This is a genomic window from Bacillus sp. TL12, from assembly GCF_022625245.1.
Classification (GTDB): Bacteria; Bacillota; Bacilli; order Bacillales; family Bacillaceae_G; genus Bacillus_A.
The window spans coordinates 136,795-157,451 of the sequence record NZ_JAJJBY010000002.1; the positions used below are offsets into that span (position 1 = coordinate 136,795).

At 38.3% G+C, this 20,657-nt stretch carries 18 protein-coding genes and 1 other annotated feature; of the genes, 7 read left to right on the plus strand and 11 right to left on the minus strand.

Annotation, left to right across the window (positions count from 1 at the left end; all coding sequences use genetic code 11):
* Positions 1–11 precede the first annotated feature (11 nt).
* Together LOK41_RS02675 and leuS are read left to right on the plus strand one after the other, a co-directional pair.
* Positions 12–1,205 carry an MDR family MFS transporter gene (locus LOK41_RS02675; protein WP_241815056.1) on the plus strand — a complete coding sequence of 398 codons (1,194 nt, stop codon included), beginning with the start codon at positions 12–14 and terminating at the stop codon, positions 1,203–1,205.
* Positions 1,206–1,257: 52 nt separating this feature from the next.
* Positions 1,258–1,521 (plus strand) — a binding site (T-box leader).
* Between the two features lie 66 nt (positions 1,522–1,587).
* Positions 1,588–3,996, plus strand: coding sequence for a leucine--tRNA ligase (leuS, locus tag LOK41_RS02680; protein WP_241815057.1), 2,409 nt, complete (start codon positions 1,588–1,590; stop codon positions 3,994–3,996).
* Positions 3,997–4,280: 284 nt separating this feature from the next.
* Here the strand turns inward: leuS and LOK41_RS02685 are convergent, their stop codons facing one another.
* The 5 genes from LOK41_RS02685 to LOK41_RS02705 form a co-directional block, all read right to left on the minus strand.
* On the minus strand, positions 4,281–4,709 hold the full coding sequence (locus LOK41_RS02685; protein ID WP_241815058.1) for a pyrophosphohydrolase domain-containing protein: 429 nt from the start codon (positions 4,707–4,709) through the stop codon (positions 4,281–4,283).
* 84 nt (positions 4,710–4,793) lie between these two features.
* On the minus strand, positions 4,794–4,979 hold the full coding sequence (locus tag LOK41_RS02690) for a hypothetical protein (RefSeq protein WP_241815059.1): 186 nt from the start codon (positions 4,977–4,979) through the stop codon (positions 4,794–4,796).
* A gap of 123 nt (positions 4,980–5,102) precedes the next feature.
* Positions 5,103–6,182, minus strand: a complete 1,080-nt coding sequence (locus tag LOK41_RS02695) for a Ger(x)C family spore germination protein (RefSeq protein ID WP_241815060.1) — start codon at positions 6,180–6,182, stop codon at positions 5,103–5,105.
* A complete protein-coding gene (locus LOK41_RS02700; protein WP_241815061.1) occupies positions 6,158–7,252 on the minus strand; it encodes a spore germination protein in 1,095 nt (364 codons plus the stop codon). Before LOK41_RS02700 ends, LOK41_RS02695 begins: the two co-directional genes overlap by 25 nt.
* A gap of 17 nt (positions 7,253–7,269) precedes the next feature.
* Positions 7,270–9,048, minus strand: coding sequence for a spore germination protein (locus tag LOK41_RS02705; RefSeq protein WP_241815062.1), 1,779 nt, complete (start codon positions 9,046–9,048; stop codon positions 7,270–7,272).
* A gap of 202 nt (positions 9,049–9,250) precedes the next feature.
* Here LOK41_RS02705 and LOK41_RS02710 point away from each other — a divergent pair, with 202 nt between their 5' ends.
* A complete protein-coding gene (locus LOK41_RS02710) occupies positions 9,251–10,375 on the plus strand; it encodes a homoserine O-acetyltransferase family protein (protein WP_241815063.1) in 1,125 nt (374 codons plus the stop codon).
* 36 nt (positions 10,376–10,411) lie between these two features.
* Here LOK41_RS02710 and LOK41_RS02715 read toward each other — a convergent pair whose 3' ends face one another.
* On the minus strand, positions 10,412–10,597 hold the full coding sequence (locus LOK41_RS02715) for a hypothetical protein (protein WP_241815064.1): 186 nt from the start codon (positions 10,595–10,597) through the stop codon (positions 10,412–10,414).
* A 217-nt stretch (positions 10,598–10,814) separates the two neighbouring features.
* Here LOK41_RS02715 and LOK41_RS02720 point away from each other — a divergent pair, with 217 nt between their 5' ends.
* From LOK41_RS02720 to LOK41_RS02735, 4 genes are all read left to right on the plus strand, one after another.
* The gene (locus LOK41_RS02720; RefSeq protein WP_241815065.1) at positions 10,815–11,120 is read left to right on the plus strand and encodes a rhodanese-like domain-containing protein; all 306 of its coding nucleotides are present in this window, start codon (positions 10,815–10,817) and stop codon (positions 11,118–11,120) included.
* Positions 11,121–11,212: 92 nt separating this feature from the next.
* Positions 11,213–11,437 (plus strand): spore germination protein, encoded by a 225-nt coding sequence (locus LOK41_RS02725; RefSeq protein WP_241815066.1) that lies wholly within the window; start codon positions 11,213–11,215, stop codon positions 11,435–11,437.
* An 18-nt stretch (positions 11,438–11,455) separates the two neighbouring features.
* Positions 11,456–11,770 carry a hypothetical protein gene (locus tag LOK41_RS02730; RefSeq protein ID WP_241815067.1) on the plus strand — a complete coding sequence of 105 codons (315 nt, stop codon included), beginning with the start codon at positions 11,456–11,458 and terminating at the stop codon, positions 11,768–11,770.
* A gap of 587 nt (positions 11,771–12,357) precedes the next feature.
* Positions 12,358–12,954, plus strand: a complete 597-nt coding sequence (locus LOK41_RS02735; protein ID WP_241815068.1) for a YHYH domain-containing protein — start codon at positions 12,358–12,360, stop codon at positions 12,952–12,954.
* A 77-nt stretch (positions 12,955–13,031) separates the two neighbouring features.
* On the opposite strand, the gene narI is transcribed toward LOK41_RS02735, so the two are convergent.
* The 5 genes from narI to LOK41_RS02760 form a co-directional block, all read right to left on the minus strand.
* Positions 13,032–13,730 (minus strand): respiratory nitrate reductase subunit gamma, encoded by a 699-nt coding sequence (narI, locus tag LOK41_RS02740; protein WP_241815069.1) that lies wholly within the window; start codon positions 13,728–13,730, stop codon positions 13,032–13,034.
* A gap of 17 nt (positions 13,731–13,747) precedes the next feature.
* Positions 13,748–14,278, minus strand: a complete 531-nt coding sequence (gene narJ / locus LOK41_RS02745; RefSeq protein WP_241815070.1) for a nitrate reductase molybdenum cofactor assembly chaperone — start codon at positions 14,276–14,278, stop codon at positions 13,748–13,750.
* A gap of 19 nt (positions 14,279–14,297) precedes the next feature.
* Positions 14,298–15,773 carry a nitrate reductase subunit beta gene (gene narH, locus LOK41_RS02750; protein ID WP_241815071.1) on the minus strand — a complete coding sequence of 492 codons (1,476 nt, stop codon included), beginning with the start codon at positions 15,771–15,773 and terminating at the stop codon, positions 14,298–14,300.
* Positions 15,763–19,446: a nitrate reductase subunit alpha gene (locus tag LOK41_RS02755; RefSeq protein WP_241815072.1), complete on the minus strand. Its 3,684-nt coding sequence runs from the start codon at positions 19,444–19,446 to the stop codon at positions 15,763–15,765. The genes narH and LOK41_RS02755 overlap by 11 nt, the downstream gene beginning before the upstream one ends.
* 488 nt (positions 19,447–19,934) lie before the next feature.
* Positions 19,935–20,627 carry a Crp/Fnr family transcriptional regulator gene (locus LOK41_RS02760; protein WP_241815284.1) on the minus strand — a complete coding sequence of 231 codons (693 nt, stop codon included), beginning with the start codon at positions 20,625–20,627 and terminating at the stop codon, positions 19,935–19,937.
* Between the last annotated feature and the right edge of the window lie 30 nt (positions 20,628–20,657).

The window sequence follows — 20,657 nt, forward strand, 5'->3', positions numbered from 1 at the left end:
GAGGGGAAACTATGCCAAGGAAAGTATGGCTATTAGTAGCTGGGATGATTATTAATGTCACGGGTGCTTCTTTTTTATGGCCTTTTAATACAATTTATTTACATGATCATTTAGGGAAGTCTCTATCTGTGGCCGGGATGGTGTTGATGATTAACTCACTTACTGGTGTAATTGGTAATTTACTCGGCGGTGTTTTATTTGATAAGTGGGGCGGATATAAGTCGATTTTAGTTGGGATTGTCATTACACTCGTATCGATTCTAGGTCTTGTGTTCTTTCATGGATGGCCACTTTATGTTGTGTGGCTTGCATTAATTGGCTTAGGTTCTGGAATGGTCTTTCCATCGATGTATGCGATGGTTGGTACGGTTTGGCCAGAGGGCGGAAGAAGAGCGTTTAATGCAATGTACGTTGGTCAAAATGTCGGAATCGCTGTTGGGACAGCGTGTGGTGGTTTAGTCGCTTCGTATCGTTTTGATTATATTTTCTTAGCGAACTTTATTTTATACTTTATTTTCTTCTTAATTGCTTTTATTGGATTCCGTGGTATGGAAGATACGAAAGAAAAAAGTGTACAAACAGCGGTTAAAATGGAAAAAGGTTGGTCGCTTACACCAGGGTTCAAGGCGCTTCTTATCGTATGTGTAGCATATGCTTTATGCTGGGTTACATATGTACAATGGCAAGGCGCGATTGCGACGCATATGCAGGAATTAAATATTAGTCTTCGTCATTATAGTTTATTGTGGACGATAAACGGGGCGATGATTGTTTGTGCGCAGCCACTTGTAAGTATGATTATTCGTGCGATGAAGCGTTCTTTAAAGCAACAAATTATGATCGGAATCGGTATTTTTGCAGTGTCATTTATCGTACTTAGTCAAGCGCAGGAATTTACAATGTTCCTTGTCGCAATGGTGACACTAACAATTGGTGAACTATTTGTATGGCCAGCGGTTCCAACGATTGCAAACATCCTTGCACCAAATGATAAGCTCGGTTTTTACCAAGGTGTTGTAAATAGTGCAGCGACTGTTGGGAAGATGTTTGGACCAGTTGTTGGCGGAGCAATTGTTGACTTATACAATATGGAAGTATTGTTTATCGCAATCATGGTCATGCTTGTAGTAGCGCTTATCGCAACGAGCATGTATGACAAACGAGTAAAAGTCGAAGAAACAGTAGAAGAAAAAATTGCAGTTTAGTTTGACGGAACATGTAACATGTTTTAGAATATATTTAAATTAACTTATATTTGTAATAACAGTGAGAAGGAGTAGTAGTAATAGAAGCTGGTTTAGAGAGTTGACGGTTGGTGCAAGTCAATCCACGTTTCGTTATGAACTCGCCTTTGAGTTGCAGTTGTGAACTAAAGTAGCAATTGCCGTTTATCCACGTTATGGATCTAAGCGAATGTATAGATTGATACTTGTTTAACGACCTTTACCGGACGTTTCGAACATCTTTTATTACATTAATTTAGGGTGGTACCGCGGGAATCTATAACCTCTCGTCCCTTTCTAGGGATGAGAGGTTTTTTGTATTTTAGGCGGTGAAAATAAATATAACTTGAATGGAGGATATCTCATGAGCTTTAATCATCAAGAAATTGAGAAGAAGTGGCAAGCGTATTGGGAAGAAAATAAAACATTCCGCACGCCAGATGAGACAGAAAAACCAAAATTTTATGCACTAGATATGTTCCCATATCCATCAGGTGCTGGCCTGCACGTAGGACATCCAGAAGGATATACAGCAACGGATATTTTATCTCGTATGAAACGTATGCAAGGATATAATGTTCTTCATCCAATGGGATGGGATGCATTCGGTCTTCCGGCAGAGCAATATGCACTTGATACGGGAAACAGCCCAGCTGAATTTACAGAGAAAAACATTAACACGTTCCGTAACCAAATTAAATCATTAGGTTTCTCTTATGATTGGGATCGTGAAGTAAATACAACAAATCCAAACTACTACAAATGGACACAATGGATTTTCTTAAAACTATTTGAAAAAGGCTTAGCTTACGTTGATGAAGTACCTGTAAACTGGTGCCCAGCGCTTGGTACAGTACTTGCAAATGAAGAAGTAATCGATGGTAAGAGTGAGCGCGGTGGACATCCAGTTGAGCGTCGTCCGATGAGACAATGGATGTTAAAAATTACTGCTTACGGAGACCGTCTATTAGAAGATCTAGAAGATCTAGATTGGCCAGAAAGCTTAAAAGACATGCAACGTAACTGGATCGGTCGTTCTGAAGGTGCAGAAGTACATTTCAATATCGATGGTACAGATGAGAAATTCACAGTTTTCACAACGCGCCCTGATACACTATTTGGTGCAACATACTGTGTACTTGCTCCGGAACATGCACTTGTTGCAGAAATTACAACAGCAGAACAAAAAGAAGCGGTAGAAGCTTACATTAATGCTGTAAAAATGAAGAGTGACCTAGAGCGTACAGAACTTGCGAAAGAGAAAACTGGTGTATTCACTGGTGCTTATGCAGTAAACCCAGTGAACGGTGAGAAATTACCAATCTGGATCGCTGACTATGTTCTTGCAACTTATGGAACAGGTGCTGTAATGGCAGTTCCAGCTCATGATGAGCGTGACTATGAATTCGCATCAGTATTCAATCTTCCAATGAAGGAAGTTGTAAAAGGCGGAGACATTACAAAAGAAGTGTACACAGGTGATGGTGCACACGTAAACTCAGCATTCCTTGATGGTTTAAATAAAGAAGAAGCAATCGCAAAAATGATTGAATGGCTTGAAGTGACGAGCGCAGGAAATCAAAAAGTAACGTACCGTCTACGTGACTGGTTATTTAGCCGTCAACGTTACTGGGGTGAGCCAATTCCAGTAATCCACTGGGAAGATGGCACAATGACAGCTGTGAAAGAAGAAGAATTACCATTAGTTCTTCCGAAAACAGATAACATCCGCCCTTCAGGTACAGGTGAATCACCACTAGCTAACATTGAAGAGTGGGTAAATGTTGTTGATCCTGAGACTGGTAAAAAAGGTCGTCGTGAAACAAACACAATGCCACAATGGGCTGGTAGCTGCTGGTACTACCTACGCTACATCGATCCAAACAATAGCGAAGCACTTGTAGATCCTGAAAAAGTAAAACAATGGCTTCCAGTTGATATTTATATCGGCGGAGCGGAGCACGCTGTACTTCACTTACTATACGCTCGTTTCTGGCATAAAGTATTATATGATATCGGTGTAGTTCCAACGAAAGAGCCGTTCCAACAATTATTCAACCAAGGTATGATCTTAGGTGAAAACAACGAGAAAATGAGTAAATCAAAAGGTAACGTTGTAAACCCTGATGATATCGTAGCAAGCCACGGTGCAGATACACTTCGTCTATACGAAATGTTTATGGGACCATTAGATGCTTCAATTGCTTGGTCTGAAAATGGTCTTGACGGAGCTCGTCGTTTCCTAGACCGCGTATGGCGCCTATTCGTTCAAGATAACGGTGAATTAAGTGAGAAAATTACTGATGCACCAAACAAAGATCTTGAAAAAGCTTACCATCAAACAGTGAAGAAAGTTACAGAAGACTATGCAGAGCTTCGCTTCAACACAGCGATTTCTCAAATGATGGTATTCATCAACGATGCATACAAAGCTGAAACGCTTCCGAAAGAATATGTAGAAGGTTTCGTAAAAATGATTGCACCAGTTGCACCTCATATCGGGGAAGAACTATGGAGCAAACTTGGATACACTGAAACAATCACATATGCAAGTTGGCCAACATTTGATGAGTCTAAACTTGTAGAAGATGAAGTTGAAATCGTTGTTCAAGTTATGGGTAAAGTTCGCGCAAAACTAACAATGAAAAAAGACGCATCAAAAGAAGAAATGGAACAACTTGCACTTGAGGCAATTAAAGAACAAATCGAAGGGAAAACAGTTCGTAAAGTAATTGTTGTTCCTGGAAAGCTTGTTAATATCGTTGCAAACTAATACGAAAGAGCAGTCCTCAAAAGGACTGCTCTTTTTTTAGAGACAACTGAAAAAATTCTCTTGGAAGCAAGGTGATTTTTTATTTTGGGAATAGTAAGTAGTAGAGGGGGTGTACATATGGGAAAAGGTAGAAGTAATAATGCTGGTAAAAAGCAACCGAATTTCGATGATTCATCTAATTTCGCTAAACAAAGCCAACCGGTAGAGAAAAAGAAAAAATAAGCAAAAAGGAGCTATCTTTATAGCAAGATAGCTCCTTTTTCATCATATATCGACTGCTCTATTTATTTCCCTGCTTTAGCCAATGCTTCTTGGCGCTGGCGCTCAATTTCAGCACGAAGTTGTGGTTCTGGTGCTTGCCAGCCTTCTGGTTTTAAAATTTTGCCGTCTCCTTCGCGGAAGCGTGGCTTTCCATCTGGGAATAGTTTCGCCATATTTGCATTATTTACAATTTCAAAGCCTCTATCAGGACGAACTCCCATTTCTGCAAACGTTCCGAATGCGAAATAAATAAGATCAATTAATGCATCGTACTGATCTTCTACAGTATCTGCTTCTAAAAATTCTTCTAATTCTTCTTGCATAAAGCTTGCGCGAATCTTTGCACGTTCTTCCGTTAATTTAGTTGGTACATTTGTAACAGGATGTCCGAATACTTCGTGCATTTTTGCAACAAGTTCGTATCCTTTATCTAAACCCTTTTCGTTTGTCATGTTGTTTCATCCTTTCTCGTTTTGTGCCGAGTTTCATTGTAACATAAAAAGGGAGGAACATCTTATTCATAAGATGTTCCTTCCCTACTCCTCTTTCTTTATTAAAAATGACAAAACAAGATCAATCCCAAACATCCCCACCAGTAGCATGGGTACGACGACAAGTAAATAACGTACAAAGGAAACATTTTTTAAGTATGTATGAGCAAATAAAAAGACGCTGAGAAATAGGATACCATATAAAATAGGCTTTACTAACTTTTTAGACATAAGCTCCCCCGTAAATATCTTTTTTCTCTCTGTAAGTAATTTAAAAACTCCTCTCTCCGTTGTACCATGCCGGAGCGAGGAGTTCAATCATAATCTTACATTTTGAGGATGCTATATTTCATATTATTCGATTACACCTGAGTTTGTAATATCAACTTTATACTTTACTGTAACGGGAGTATCTTTATACATTTTTTGCCACTCTTCTAATTTGAATGGTCGATAGTGTTGTCTATATTTAGCTCCAAGTCCAAGTGGATCAACATCTAGAGATTTAAATTTTTTAATCAGTTTTGCAGCTTTGGCATCTAGTTGTTTTTCCACTTCTTTTGCTATTTTTTTGGTGTTCTTTTTATTATCTAGATTTATTTGTTTTGAAAGTTCTAAAATGCGTGCCTCCATTTTGACTTTAATTAGAAAGGAAGGCTTTCCATCTTTTATATTTACAATGTATGTTGGTTTGGAATGTATATTATTAATCATTACATACCCATCATTACTTTTAAATTCGTGTGAGTCCAATCGGTGCTTTTCTAACAATCCTTTAAAAACAAACATATCTTGTTGATTAATTTTTTCGATATATTTATCTTTCTTGAAAAGAGCGATACCAGTAATTTTGATTTTATCTTTGCTTTTTTTGAGAACAGGAATAAAGTAGTCCTGGCCATCTCGATAATATCGGAATGCTCCTAAATATAAGTTATCAGTTGGTACAGAACCAGTTTTCATGCTATGCTCTAACATTTTCTTTATATAGATCGCTACATTAGCAGAAGTTGTATATTTTCCTGTTAATAGCTCGAGGCCATTCCCTTCTAATAATCCAACATATAATGAGTTCCCGATCGTTACATCGCGAAGCAATGTATCAAAGGTAGTAGCTAATCCTTTTTTTGCAATTTTTGTAGTAAATAAAGCAACACGCATTTGTCCGCTTACAAATGGTTGAGACGACTCTAAAGAAGAATTAGATTTTACCTGTTTGACAGCATTACCGACTCCTTCAAAGACTTGTACTTTATTCCCTTTTTGTTGCACCGGACAAACAAAGGTTACTTTTACTTTATCATCTTTTGCTGAATCAAAAACAGCACCTTGAATTAAATGTACGTCATCAATGATATTTTTTTGTAAGCAGCCAGTTAGACTGAGCAGACAAATACAAGAAAGGAGCATTAGTTTTTTCTTGATTTTTTCCATCTTCTTTTCACCCACACAATAAGAAATAAGATTGGGATATACACATAGATAAGCCAAAAGCTAACTTTGGAAGAATGACTAATGAAATCGTTAATATCATGCCTGTTTGTTAAAAGTTGCGACACAATAATTGTAATGAACATGAAAGAAAGTAAAACATATTTTTGCTTCACATGAAAGATTTCGTGCGTTCCCCTTGTAGCAGCCCACAAAGGAAGAAGAAAACTCGTAATAATGACAAGAGCATAGCCTGAGATTGCAATATACTCTAAACGTTCGATAAAAGGTAATTTAATAACTTGTGTCATTGCTAACTGAGACCAAATCGTTTTTAATAATTGTTTTTCACTAAAAAAAGCGAACGCTAAAATCGTACTAAATAAATACAAAACGTTAGAGAATAATACACCATATTGTGCATATTTATGAGATTTTTCAGGTCTCTTCACAAACGGATAGATCATAAGAAGAATTTCAAAGCCTGTCATACTATAAATTGATAAGTTTGCGGCTTTTAAAATATCTTGAAACGAATGCGAAAAGATAGGGAGTAGATTTTCCCAATGTGCGTATTTCAAAATAAAGAGACTAAGAAAAATATATCCAAGCGTTCCGCCGACAGAGATTACACAGATACCGGTAAGGACTCGAAATCCTGATGAAATGATGTAATAACCTAATAAGCAAAAAAAGATGGTTAGCATCCAAGTAGACGCAGTTGGAAACATCCACACTTGAATAATTTCAACATACGTTCGGACAACAGATATACTGACAAGAAGAAAATACAGCATGAGTACAATGTTAATAGCATTACCAAGCCACTTTCCAAAGGTTTGCTGATGAATGTCTATTATGTTTCCTTCTGTATTTCTTAATACGTAATACATCATCCAAACGAGAAGATGAATGATAATGCCAATTATAAGAACGCCTATCCACCCATCGTATCCAGCCGCCTTCGCGATAATTCGAGCAAATCCGAGAACGCCAGCACCGAATTGTGCACTATGAACTAAAAAGAAAACAAAGATAGGGGATATTTGATATTTTGTTTTGACTTTACTCATATATGCACCTCGCTTTTTTATTCATCAAAATCAGATGTATGTTTTGTTGAAATCCCATTTGCTGATTTTTTTACGTGTTGTGGCCTCGCTTGAATATCTCTTGTATCAATCATAGATAACGGAAACCGAATCCAAGAGTCTTTTAATGCTTGTTGCCTTGCTGGATAAAAGAGCGCGTACGGTTTTCGTAAAGAAGACAGTCTGAAAAGATGGGTAAATAAAAAAATAAATCCAAGTGAAATTCCTAATAGTCCCCCTAATTCTGCAAATAAAAGGAATGGAAATCGTAGCAAGCGAATTGCATTCCCCATCTTGTAAATTGGTGTGATAAAAGAAGCTAATGCGGATAAAGCGACAATAATTAATAAAATGTTACTTGTTAATCCTGCTTCTACTGATGCTTGTCCAATTACAATACCACCTACAATACCGAGTGTTTGACCTACTTTCATTGGTAGTCTTGCACCCGCCTCTCTTAGTAAATCAATAGCAAGTTCTAGAAAGAGAGCTTCTATTAAGGGAGGGAATGGAACTTGTGCTCTTGATAAAATTAATGTTTCGAGTAGATCGCTCGGAATTAATTCGTAATGGTAACTTAAAATGGCAACATATAGAGGTGTTGCACAGATAGAAAATAGAACAGCTATAAGCCGTAAAAATCTTGAGAACGTAGCGTATAGCCAAGATACGTTATAATCCTCTGGCGAAACGAAAAAATCAAAGTATGAAACAGGAGTAAGTAAGACGCTCGGTGAACCATCCGTAAAAATAGCAATTTTTCCATCGATTAGTGCCGTTGTTACTCGGTCCGTACGCTCTGTATTAATAAATAACGGGAAAATAGATTTTTCTCCCATCAATTCTTGGATATAGGAGCTGTCGTTAATTTGGTCGTATTCAATTGCACGAAGTGATTCTTCTAAATAATCAACACTGTCTTTTTCAGCAAGATTCTCTAAATACATGATGACAACTTTTGTTTTAGAGAATGTTCCAATGATAACTTCCTTTGTTTGTAGTGCTAACACTGGAAGGCGTTTACGTACTAAGTTAATATTGGTATCAATATCTTCTACAAATCCCTCTTGTGGACCAATAACTGTCGATTCATTTAATGGAATAGATGGCGCCCGATAATTATCAATTGTGATATTTGCTAAGATACATTTTTGATCTTGTTTATGTAGCTGTACGATAGCGTGTCCTTTTAATACCATATCCTCGATTTTTTGAAGATCATTTGTAATCGTAATTCCGCTCATCGGAATATGTTCTTTCAATTCTTCTAATGTAGAGCAGGTCCGCTCTAATAAAGCTGGCATTAAATATTTTTGCAGCTTTTCTCCATCAAGTGATGGGCGATAATAGGAGATCCAGTATGGCATTGTTTCATCATCTGACGTGTGATAACTAACAAAATCACTAGATGCTTTTAGGTTTTCTAATAAATCTTGAAGAGAGTGAATTTTTTCTTTCTCAGGTTTACTGAAATCATAAATGCTATTTCTATTATTACTTTGTGCATGAGTGTCTTGTTTAGTAATTTGAGTAGCCTGATGTTGTTTTTTTTGTGTGTGAGTGTCTTGTTTAGCAGCTTGATGTTGCTTGCTTTGTGTGTGAGTGTCTTGTTTAGCAGTTTGACCAGTTTGGTGTTGCTTGTTTTGTGTTTGTACGTCTTGTTTAGCAGCCTGATGTTGCTTTCCTTGTGTAGGATTCTCTTTTTCAGTAGTGTGATTCTGTTCTTCTAAGCCTGTTTTATTTGATTTTTTTTCCTTTCTAAACCATTTCCATATCATAAGTAGTCCCTCTTTAATTTATGTAAGATAATGTTAGTTTGTGGTTTATTTTGTATATTATGCACATGTTCAAGTGGGAACGAAAATCCTTTTTGTTAAAAGAAGGGTTTCTTTTGGAAACGTATAATTGTTTTGGTAAACGGAATCGATTTGTTATGGAAGATTGATATATAATGACGTATTTACAATGGAGGGAAAATTTATGCTACAAGTGAAAAAGGAAAGCTTCCATTTTAAAGAATTCACATTTGAAAATGGAAGAAAGATTCCTGTTCAGATTGGATATGAAACGTACGGTAAGTTAAATAAAGAAAAATCAAATGTGATTTTAGTCTGTCATTATTTTAGTGCAACGAGCCATGCGGCAGGAAAATATACGGAACAAGATATCATTCCTGGTTGGTGGGATGGACTGATTGGGCCAGGGAAAGCGATTGATACAGACCGTTATTTTGTGATATGTACCGATAATCTTTGTAATGTACAAGTGAAAAATCCTTATGTGATTACAACAGGTCCAAAGTCAATTAATCCAATAACAGGATTTGAATATGGAATGGAATTTCCGGTATTTACATTTTTAGATGTAGCACGTGTGCAATACGAATTAGTGAAGGCAATGGGAATTACAAGACTGCATGCTGTCATAGGCCCATCGGCTGGAGGAATGATTGCGCAGCAGTGGGCTGTTCATTATCCGCATATGGTAGAGAGAATGATTGGGGTCATTACAAACCCGCAAAATCCGGTTGTGACATCGGTGAATGTATTGCAAAATGCGATTGAAGCTATTCAGTTAGATCCGAAGTGGAATGGTGGAAATTATGGGGAGGAACAACCGACAAAAGGATTACATTTGGCTGGTAAGATGATGTTTATAAATGCATTTGATGCTCATTATTATGAAACGACATTTCCGCGTAATAGCATAGAAGCCGCAGATTATGAGAGTTTCTCAGCGCAGACATCATTTGAACAAAATATAGATACATTGACACTTCAAAACATCGCTTTTGTCGATGCAAATTCATGGATGTATACAGCAAAGGCAACATTATTGCATGACCTTGCTCATGGTTTTTCTTCTTTAGAAGAAGCACTTTTTCAAATAGAAGCGGATGTGCTTATGATCCCTTGTAAGCAAGATTTGCTACAACCTTCTCGTTATAATTATCAAATGGTAGAGGTACTTAGAAAACAAGGCAAGTATGTGGAAGTTTATGAGATTGAAAGTATAAATGGCCATATGGCTGGTGTAGTAGATATTCATTTATTTGAAAAGAAAATAGATGAGTTTTTAGGGAGAAGAGTGTCTAGCCGTGTGTAAAAGAAAAGGTGCAAGTCGCTAAGCTGGCACCTTTTTTTAGGTGATTTTTAAACGGAAGACGTATGTTGCAATACATAATCCAAGACAGGCAATACTGATTAATAAATAAATGAATGATCGCTCTTGAGAAGATGGTGTAGGTTTTCTTTTATTAAATATACCAATTGAAATGATAGCGAGAATTAAAAAAATGAGACTTATAATGAAAAGAAAAAATGTCATGTCAATCGACTCCTTTCGTAAAACAAGTATATTGAGGATACAATGTAAAAGCTAGATTTGTAAATAGATTAAATTGCAATTGTGTTGAGAAAAAATAAAAATGTAAGAAGCTTCAATTCTTTGCGTTCGTACTTTTGCATGCTAAAATTGGTGATGAATAGATTGCTAAAAAAATTATTGCTTAAAGTTTTATTGTATATAAGGAGGAATTGTGAATATGACTGAAGTAAAAACAATTACAACAGAAGAAGTACAAAAGCGTTTAGAAAATGGAGAAACGTTATTTTTAGTAGATGTACGTGAAGATGAGGAAGTAGCACAAGGAAAAATTCCAGAAGCTGTACATATTAAAATGGGTGATATTCCAAATAAAGTGGAATTCTTTGATAAAGAAAATGAATATATTTTTATTTGTAGATCAGGAATGCGCAGTGAAAATGTGTGCCATTATTTAAATGAGCAAGGCTTTAAAACGGTGAATATGATCGGCGGTATGCTGCAATATGAAGGTGAAATTCAATAATTTATGCTTAAAACTTGAAACGTGTCTGTTTCAAGTTTTTTTCTTTTGCATACAGTGTACAAAAGAATCAATTTCTTACAGGGGGGGGACTTATGAGCGCATTTCTTCGTAGAATAAAAATTATAAATAATCAAGGGGCAGTAAATGTAGGTGATTGTTATAACATTGAACCAGTTACTGTAGCGAAGGTATACACTGGTGCTGGAGGTTCAAGTTTTGCTACTTTCCTAAATGGAAAACGTATGCCAGCAGTTGTACCAAGAGGGACGGTATTTATTCCTCCTTTAGAGACAAGTGAAGTGACATTAGGTTCCTGATAGAAAGGTTGAATAGAAATGCCTGCTAATATTAAAGAATTTGTGATTGTGAATAATTATGGGAATTTATTTACAGGAGACAATTTGAGGGATAATTCATTTACTGCATCTAAAATGTATAGCGGTTCGACAGGACCAACTTGTATTGATGTTGTGACAGTTATTGGAACAACAACGAAGCTTTGTTTAAGACCAGGAGATACGGTAACGACGACATATACGAGAGGGGCACAAGTAGGAACTGATGCAAATAATGATTCAAGTGCAAGGTCAGTTGGTACTTTGCAGGCTGCACCGAATACGGATGATTTTGATTCAGCGCCAGGTTTATAGGAAAACCCCCTGTCAAAAGCAGGGGGTTTTTCACATACTTATAACATATCATCGTTTTCGTATGCTTCGTTTACAAGGAAAACAGGATAACAACATGAGAGGATACTCGCAACGATTTTTATCCCGCATTAACAGGCTGTAATACTCCCACTTCAAAACTTAAGAAAATGCGAAGAAGTTTAGGTGGGAGATAAACAGCCCATAAAAGCCCGATTGGTGAGGGCTAACAATCAGTGGGGGATGGAGAAAACCCCCACTGATTGAAGTTTCACTTTATATATTGCACAAATTTGTTTTAATGTTAGGCAACAAGTAGAGTTCCTTGTGTTAAAAAATAGAAAAAGGTAGTTGGTAAAAACTACTGATTTGTAATATGAAATGTAGACGAGATAGACAAGGTACCTCGTCCACATCATTTTTGACAAAGAAGCTATTGTTATAATCGAATAATTTTGTAGAGAAATCATTCAATAGATAAAGAGTTGGATGGCCTAATATATGAAAATTAATCTTTATTAATATCATTCAGTTATCATATAATAATGCTTGATAGATACATAGATAGGGAGAAAAGGGGATGGGGATTTATGAAAAAGAATATGAAAATTTTAGCTATGGCAGTGGGGTTAACTGTGATGGGATCAACGACAGCTGCCTATGCCAGTCCTGGTGGATTGGATAAAAATGGTGGGCATCACTGTCGGACAAACTGCGGGAAATATGGACTGGAAACGGGAGAATACCATTATCATGACAAATGGACACAAGTGAATGGAAAATGGTATTTCTATGATCAAAATGGTACAAAAGCTAGAGGCTGGCAACAAGTAGGAAGCGCGTGGTACTACTTTGGTGGAAACGGAGCAATGCAAACAGGCTGGCAACAAGTAAATGGAGTATGGTACTACTTTGATGGAAGTGGAGCAATGCAAACAGGTTGGCAAGCAATTGATAGAAAGTGGTACTACTTAGGTGGAAGTGGAGCAATGCAAACAGGCTGGCAAGCAATTGGTGGAGCATGGTACTACTTAGGTGGGAATGGAGCAATGCAAACGGGTTGGCAAGCAATTGATGGAAAATGGTACTACTTCAATGGAAGTGGAGCAATGCAAACAGGTTGGCAGTTAATTAATGGAGCAAAGTACTATTTTGAAAGTAATGGTGCCTGGAATCCGAACAAGTAGTAAAGTGAATATGGAAGATTAGCAGACAGATAAAATAGCACCTATCTTATTTCTATAGGATAGGTGCTATTTTTCTATTACATTTTTATTTTGCTAGATCCGACAGGCTGTCTTTTACGATAAATAACATAGCTACGTCGTAAATATTTCACAGGAACGCTAAAGACATGGACAAGTCTTGTAAATGGCCACGTTGCAAAGAGCCCCATCGCTGCAATAATATGAATCTTAAACCAAAGAGGTACTTCTGCCATATATTCCGCTTTCGGCTGGAAAACAAAGAGGCTGCGGAACCATGGGCCAATTGTTGTACGATAATCAAATCCTTTTGCATCGATATTTAAAAACGTAGAGGATAGACCTGCTAACATTACAACGAATAATAGGACGAGGGCAACATAGTCACCTTTTGTACTTGTTGCGATAATGCGTTTTACTGTAAAGCGGCGGTACATTAAAATTACTAGCCCAACAATAGAAGCAATCCCTGCTGGAAGACCGAAGCTGATAGCAACTATGTGATACATATGCTCAGAAATACCGAAAGAGCTGTATACAGATTCTGGTATTAATATTCCCATGATGTGTCCACCGATTACGAACATAATGCCAAAGTGAAAAAGCAAGCTTCCGATTCGGAGCATTTTCTTTTCTAATAGTTCGCTAGATTTTGATGTCCATCCAAATTGATCATAGTTGTATCTGAAAATGTGTCCGCCGATAAAGATTGCGAAAATGATATAGGGAAATAGCACCCATAAAAATTGATCCATCATTTTGACGACACTCCTTTCTAATTCGCTTGTACTCCCCAGGCATCGATAGCAAGAAGAATGGCAGCAAGAATTGGTTCGTACATACAATTTGCTTCTTTTAACTGTCCGTGCAATGCTTGTATATTTTTCGTGTATTTACTCATAATCGGTTCGCTATCTTCTTCATTCGCGTTTGCAAGAAACTCAAGTAGAAGTGGTAAATAATCAGGTAATTCTTTATCTGTTACGGCAAAACCAGCTTTTTGATAGTGCTGTTTTAACTCTAATAATTCAATACCGCGCTCTCTTTGTTCACCTGTGTTCATGTAAGTGAGATACATATTTGTTTTCTTTCCAAAGTCGAATGTATATACGTAAGAATCAATGAGTTGATCGTCTGTTTTTTCTAGCGCTTGTTTTATAAATGTTGTAAGTGATGCTTGGATTTCTTCGTGTTCAATCGTTTGAATCTCTTCCTGTAATTCTAGTAAAGCTTCTCTCCAACCTAGTTCAGGATAGGAGAGAAGAAAGGAAGAACAAGAAAAAGCGGTTTGTAAACTCTGTTTCATATTTGCCTGCCTCCTTTATTTAAGAGATTGTCATACAAGAACCTGGACCACCTGCGAAGGAAAGGCCACAGCTTCCTTGCTCACTATATAAATCTGCAACTTGTTCACGATGAGACGTAGGGATGACAAAGCGATCTTTATATTTTGCGATAGCAAGAAGACGGTACATATCTTCTACATCTTCTTTCGTTAAGCCCAAGTTTTGTAAGACAGCTTCATCAGGTTCTTTATTAATTTGCAGTGCTCTCATATGTGTTCGCATGACAGCCATTTTTTTCAATGTAAGACGAATGTGTGATTCATCGCCTGCAGTGAGCAAGTTAGCTAAATATTGAATTGGAATACGCATATTATCGATAGCAGGGAAAATTTCTTCTGCTTGCCAGTTGCTTCCTTTTCCTTCCACCATGTTCATAATCGGACTAAGCGGTGGAATATACCAAACCATTGGCATTGTTCTGTACTCTGGATGAAGAGGAAGGGCGATTTTCCAATCAATAATCATTTTATAAATCGGTGACTCTTGAGCAGCTTTAATCCATTCTTCAGGAATACCTTGTTTTTTTGCTTCAGCCGCTACTTCTGGATCGTTTGGATCTAGGAAAACAGTAAGCTGAGATTCATATAAATCTTTTTCGTTTTCTACTGAAGCCGCTTCTTGTACTTTGTCAGCGTCATATAACATAACTCCGATATAACGAATGCGTCCTACGCATGTTTCAGAGCAAATCGTTGGCATACCAGCTTCAATACGCGGGAAGCACATTGTACATTTTTCTGCTTTATTTGTTTGCCAGTTGAAATACACCTTTTTATATGGGCAAGAAGATACACAGAATCTCCAAGCGCGGCATGCATTTTGGTCAACAAGGACAATGCCATCTTCTTCACGTTTATACATCGCACCAGATGGGCAAGAAGAGACGCAAGACGGGTTCATACAATGTTCGCAAATGCGAGGGAGATACATCATAAAGACATTTTCAAAGTCTGTTTTAATCTCTTCTTCCATTTTCTTGACGTTCGGATCTTGTAATCCTGTTATATGTCCGCCTGCTAAATCATCTTCCCAGTTTGGTCCCCATTCAATTTTATCGATAAACTCGCCAGTGATGGCTGACTTCGGGCGAGCTACTGGCTGATGTTTTCGCTGCGGGCTGTTTGTTAATGTTTCATAATCATAGTTCCAAGGTTCAAAGTAATCATCGATAGTAGGTTGATCTGGGTTATGAAAAATGTTCATAAGACGTTTCATTTTAGAACCGGATTTGAGCTGAAGTTCACCGTTCTTTAATTCCCATCCACCTTTATACTTTTCTTGATCTTCCCATTGTTTTGGATAACCGATACCAGGTTTTGTCTCTACGTTGTTGAAATACATATATTCAGCACCTGGACGATTCGTCCAGGTGTTTTTGCATGTTACGCTACAAGTGTGGCAGCCGATGCATTTATCTAGGTTCATTACCATTCCGACTTGCGCTTTAATCTTCAAGCCAATCTACCTCCTTCAGTTTGCGGATTACGACGTTTAAGTCACGCTGGTTGCCAGTTGGACCGTAATAGTTAAATCCATAGCTTAATTGGCCGTATCCACCAATCATATGTGTTGGTTTCACGTGAATACGTGTTGGGCTATTATGCGTTCCTCCGCGGTTGCTCGTTAATTTCGTACCAGGCACGTTAATGTGACGATCTTGTGCGTGGTGCATAAAGGCCATTCCTCTTGGTATGCGGTGCGTTACAACGGCACGCGCTACAACAACGCCGTTACGGTTAAAGCATTCGATCCAATCGTTATCGGCTACGCCAGCTTCGGCGGCGTCATCTTTGTTCATCCAAACAGTTGGACCGCCGCGGAATAACGTTAACATCGGTAAGGAATCGAAGTACATACTATGAATCGACCACTTATTATGCGGCGTTAAATAGTTCAACGTAATTTCTTTACCTTCTACTTCAGGGCGTGATTTACGGAACGGTTTATGCTGCAAGATTGGCTTAAATGTAGCCATTGTTTCACCGAATTCCTTCATCATATCGTGATCTAAGTAGAACGATTGTCGTCCAGTTACCGTTCTCCAAGGGATCAGACGCTCCACATTTGTTGTAAATGGTGAGTAACGACGTCCACCTTTTTCAGAACCCGTAAAGGCAGGGGAGGTAATTACCGTTTTTGGCTGCGCAGTAATTTGTTCGAATGTGAAGCATTCTTCTTCACGTTCTTCCGCTAAATCACGAAGCTTTAAATCTGTTTGTTTTTCAAGAGCTTCCCATGCTTTTACGGCCATATGACCATTCGTTGTAGAAGAAAGGGTTAACACTGCTTCAGCAGCATTGATTGCTTCTGTTATGTCAGGGCATCCTTTTGCGATAGAATCAGTGCGAATAACTCCTAATCGACTCTTTAATTGTTCGTATTCTTTTTCTGCTGACCAAGAGATTCCTTTCGTACCGATTGGCTGTTTCCCAGCATTTGGTCCGAGCGCAGTCATTTTGTCATAAATCGTTTTGTAATCCCGCTCCACAACATGAATTTGCGGCATTGTTTTTCCAGGGATTGGTTCGCATTCACCTTTGCTCCAGTCTTTAATCTTGCCAAGCGGCTGTGCCAATTCTTGTGGTGTATCATGAAGAAGTGGTGTTGCGACAACTTCTTTCATTGGCTCAAGGTCAAGTTCTGTTGCTAACTTAGATACTGCTTTAGAAAGAGAGCTGAAAATATCCCAGTCAGAGCGTGCTTCCCAAGGTGAACCGATTGCTGGATTAAATGGATGCACGAATGGATGCATATCTGTACTACTTAAGTCATGTTTTTCATACCAAGTTGAGGCAGGAAGGACGATATCAGAATAAAGCGCTGTTCCAGCCATACGGAAATCTAGGTTAATGAGTAAATCAAGTTTCCCTTCAGGTGCTTTTTCATGCCATTTTATTTCTTCTGGTCGTAATGAATCGCTATCATCATTCATTAATCCGTTTGTTGTGCCTAATAGATGTTTTAAGAAATATTCATGTCCTTTACCAGAACTTGAAATTAAGTTTGCGCGCCATACGAATAAGTTGCGCGGGAAGTTGTTTTTGTTATCTGGGTCTTCAATTGCAAATTTCAGTTCTTTTTCTTTTAGTTTTTGCGCAACATATTTTCCGATTTCTTCCTGGGTTGTTGCGCCACTAGCGACAGCTTCTTTATATAATTCAATTCCGTTTTTCTCAAATGTTGGATAAGAAGGGAGCCAGCCAAGGCGAGCAGCTAATACATTGTAATCACCGTGATGTTGATAGCGTGAGTTGCCGACAACTGGTGATGCTAGGTGCCCAACTGGTGTATCTTCATAGCGCCACTGATCCGTTACGAAATAGAAGAAAGATGTACCGTTTTGTAGTTTCGGTGGACCTTGCCAGTCTTTTGCCATTGCGATCGTTTGCCAACCTTCTGCTGGACGTAGTTTCTCTTGCCCAACATAATGTGCCCAGCCCCCGCCGTTTACACCTTGCGCTCCAACGAGAAGAACAAGATTTAGAACTGCGCGGTAAATCGTATCAGAGTTAAACCAATGGTTAATACCAGCGCCGACAATAATCATCGAGCGGCCATTTGTATCAACCGCATTTTGTGCAAACTCACGAGCAATTTGAATAATGAGTTCTCGTTTTACGCCGGTCATTTTTTCTTGCCATGCTGGTGTAAATGGCATATCATCATTGAAGTCTTTCGGTTCTTGCCCGCCAAGTCCACGGTTAACACCGTAGTTTGCTAACGTTAAGTCGTATACAGTTGTAACGAAAATGTCGCCATCTTCTGTTTTGATTTTTTTCACTGGAATTGTGCGTTCTAATACTTTGTTTCCATCATCAGAGAAGTACGGAATTTGTACAGTTTCAACCGCATCTTCCATACCAAGTAAGGAAAGGCGTGGATCGATTTTTTCGCCTGTTTGTTCATCTTCTAAACGTAAGTTCCATTTCTTTTCGTTATCCCATCGTGACCCCATTGTGCCATGAGGTGTTGCGAAATCGTTCGTGTTATCGTTCCAAAGAACAGGTTTCCATTCACCGAGCTTTGTTTCACGGCCAATATCACTGGCGTTTAAGAAACGATCTGCAACAAATTGGTCTCCTTGTTGTTTTAATGTGACAAAGAACGGGAAGTCAGTATATTGCTTTGCATAATTTGTGAAGTATTCTACTTGTTGATCCACGTAAAATTCTTGTAAGATGACGTGCCCCATTGCCATTGCAAGAGCTCCGTCTGTACCTTGTTTTACGCTAATCCAGTCATCAGCAAATTTTGTAGACTCAGCAAAGTCAGGGCTTACGGAAACAACTTTCGTTCCTTTATAACGCACCTCTGCTAAGAAGTGAGCATCTGGTGTTCTTGTCATTGGTACGTTTGAACCCCATGTCATAATGTAACCAGAGTTATACCAGTCACTACTTTCTGGAACATCTGTTTGATCACCCCAAATTTGCGGAGAAGCTGGTGGCAGGTCAGCGTACCAATCATAGAAACTAAGCATCGGTCCGCCCATGAGTTGCATAAAGCGGCTACCAGCGGCATGGCTTAACATCGACATGGCTGGAATTGGTGAGAAGCCAACATTTCGGTCTGGGCCATATTTGATTACCGTATAAAGTAGAGAAGCAGACACAAGTTGTAACACTTCATCCCAATTTGCTCTAATGAATCCGCCTTTACCACGTGCCCCTTTATAAGCACGTGCTTTTTCAGGATTTTCCACGATACTTTTCCAAGCGTCTAGCGGTGATTTGTGGTTTTGAAGTTCTTCTTGCCACATATTCCAAAGTACACCACGTACATATGGATATTTCACGCGAAGTGGACTATAAATGTACCAAGAAAAACTTGCTCCGCGCGGACATCCTCGTGGTTCAAAGTCTGGCATATCAGGGCCGGTTGATGGATAGTTTAACTCTTGGCCTTCCCAAGTTACAATTCCATCCTTTACGTAGATGTTCCAGCTACAAGAACCAGTACAGTTTACACCGTGTGTAGAACGAATGACTTTATCGTGTTGCCAGCGTTTTCTATACACGTTTTCCCATTCGCGATCTTCATACGTTTCTTGTGTATGATTGTTGTTATAGCGATCTATTGGAGAAAAATATTTTAAACGTTTCATTAATGCTGAAGGTTTCTTTTTCATACTGTTCACTCCTTTATTACGTCTCTCTTGCTTACTTTCAATATAAGAGAGCGCATCAAATAGAGATGTGATATCTATCACAGTTCAACAGATTGTCAAGATTCAGATTTATCCCGCATTAACGGGCAGCAAGATCCTCACCTCAAAATTCAGCGAAAGCAATGTCCAGCTCTAGCGGCTAGAATCTCCGGTCGTTTCACCCCCTCGGACGAGGCAAAAAGCGCCTCTCTGTCGTCGGGGGCTCCAACGTCCTGCGATTCTGAGCGAGCCGCTTCCGTTTTTCTAAAGAAGTTAGGTGGGGGTAGGGCTGCCCGTAAAAGCCCGATTGGTGAGGGCTAATAATCAGTGGGGGATGAAGAAAACCCCACTGATTAAAGTTTCACTTTATAACATTTTTTGGGAAGTTGTGACATTTCTCACATCGAAGAGCGATTCTTTTTTGTAGAGTAAAGGAGAAAGAAAAAAGAGTAGCATCTCAAATAGAGAGGCTACTCAATACTACAAACAGAGGCAGGACAATCTTCACAAGCAATTTCGCACTTTAAAAATTGCAAATTATGAATCGTGATTTTTCCTTTATGAATAGAAATAATTCCTTGTTTTTTTAAATCATTTAACATACGGTTGACACTTTCACGTGAGGTTGCACAGAAATTCGCAAGCTCTTGATTTGTTAGAGGTAGATCGATAAGGATTCCGTTTTCTTTTAATACGCCATAACTATTCGTCATACGAATAAGAGTCGAATAAAGAGCACCTTTTTTACCATGTAACACTAAATCACGGAATTTCGTTTGCATTCTTCTTAAATGCTCACTAATCCATTTCATAAATTCAAAGGCAAGGGCTGGTTTTTCAAGCAATGTCTTCTCTAAAGCATCTCGTTTAATTACGCCAACCTCAACATTTTCAAGGCATTTCGCATTTAATAAATACTTTGCATTGTCCGTAAATAATGTTAATTCTCCGATGATATCATGCGTTGAACAAATGCGAAGCGTTAACTCCTGTCCATCAGCACTAATTTTACTAATCTGCACTTTTCCAGAGCGAACAATATAGAGTTCTTTTGCCTCCACACCTTCTTGGAAAATATAACTTCCTTTATTAATCTGCATTTTATATTCAACAGATGCAAGCAATTCCTTTAAATCTTCTGATAATGCCGTACGGTTTGTCACAGCAATCACCTTTCTTTTAAAAGCAGTCTA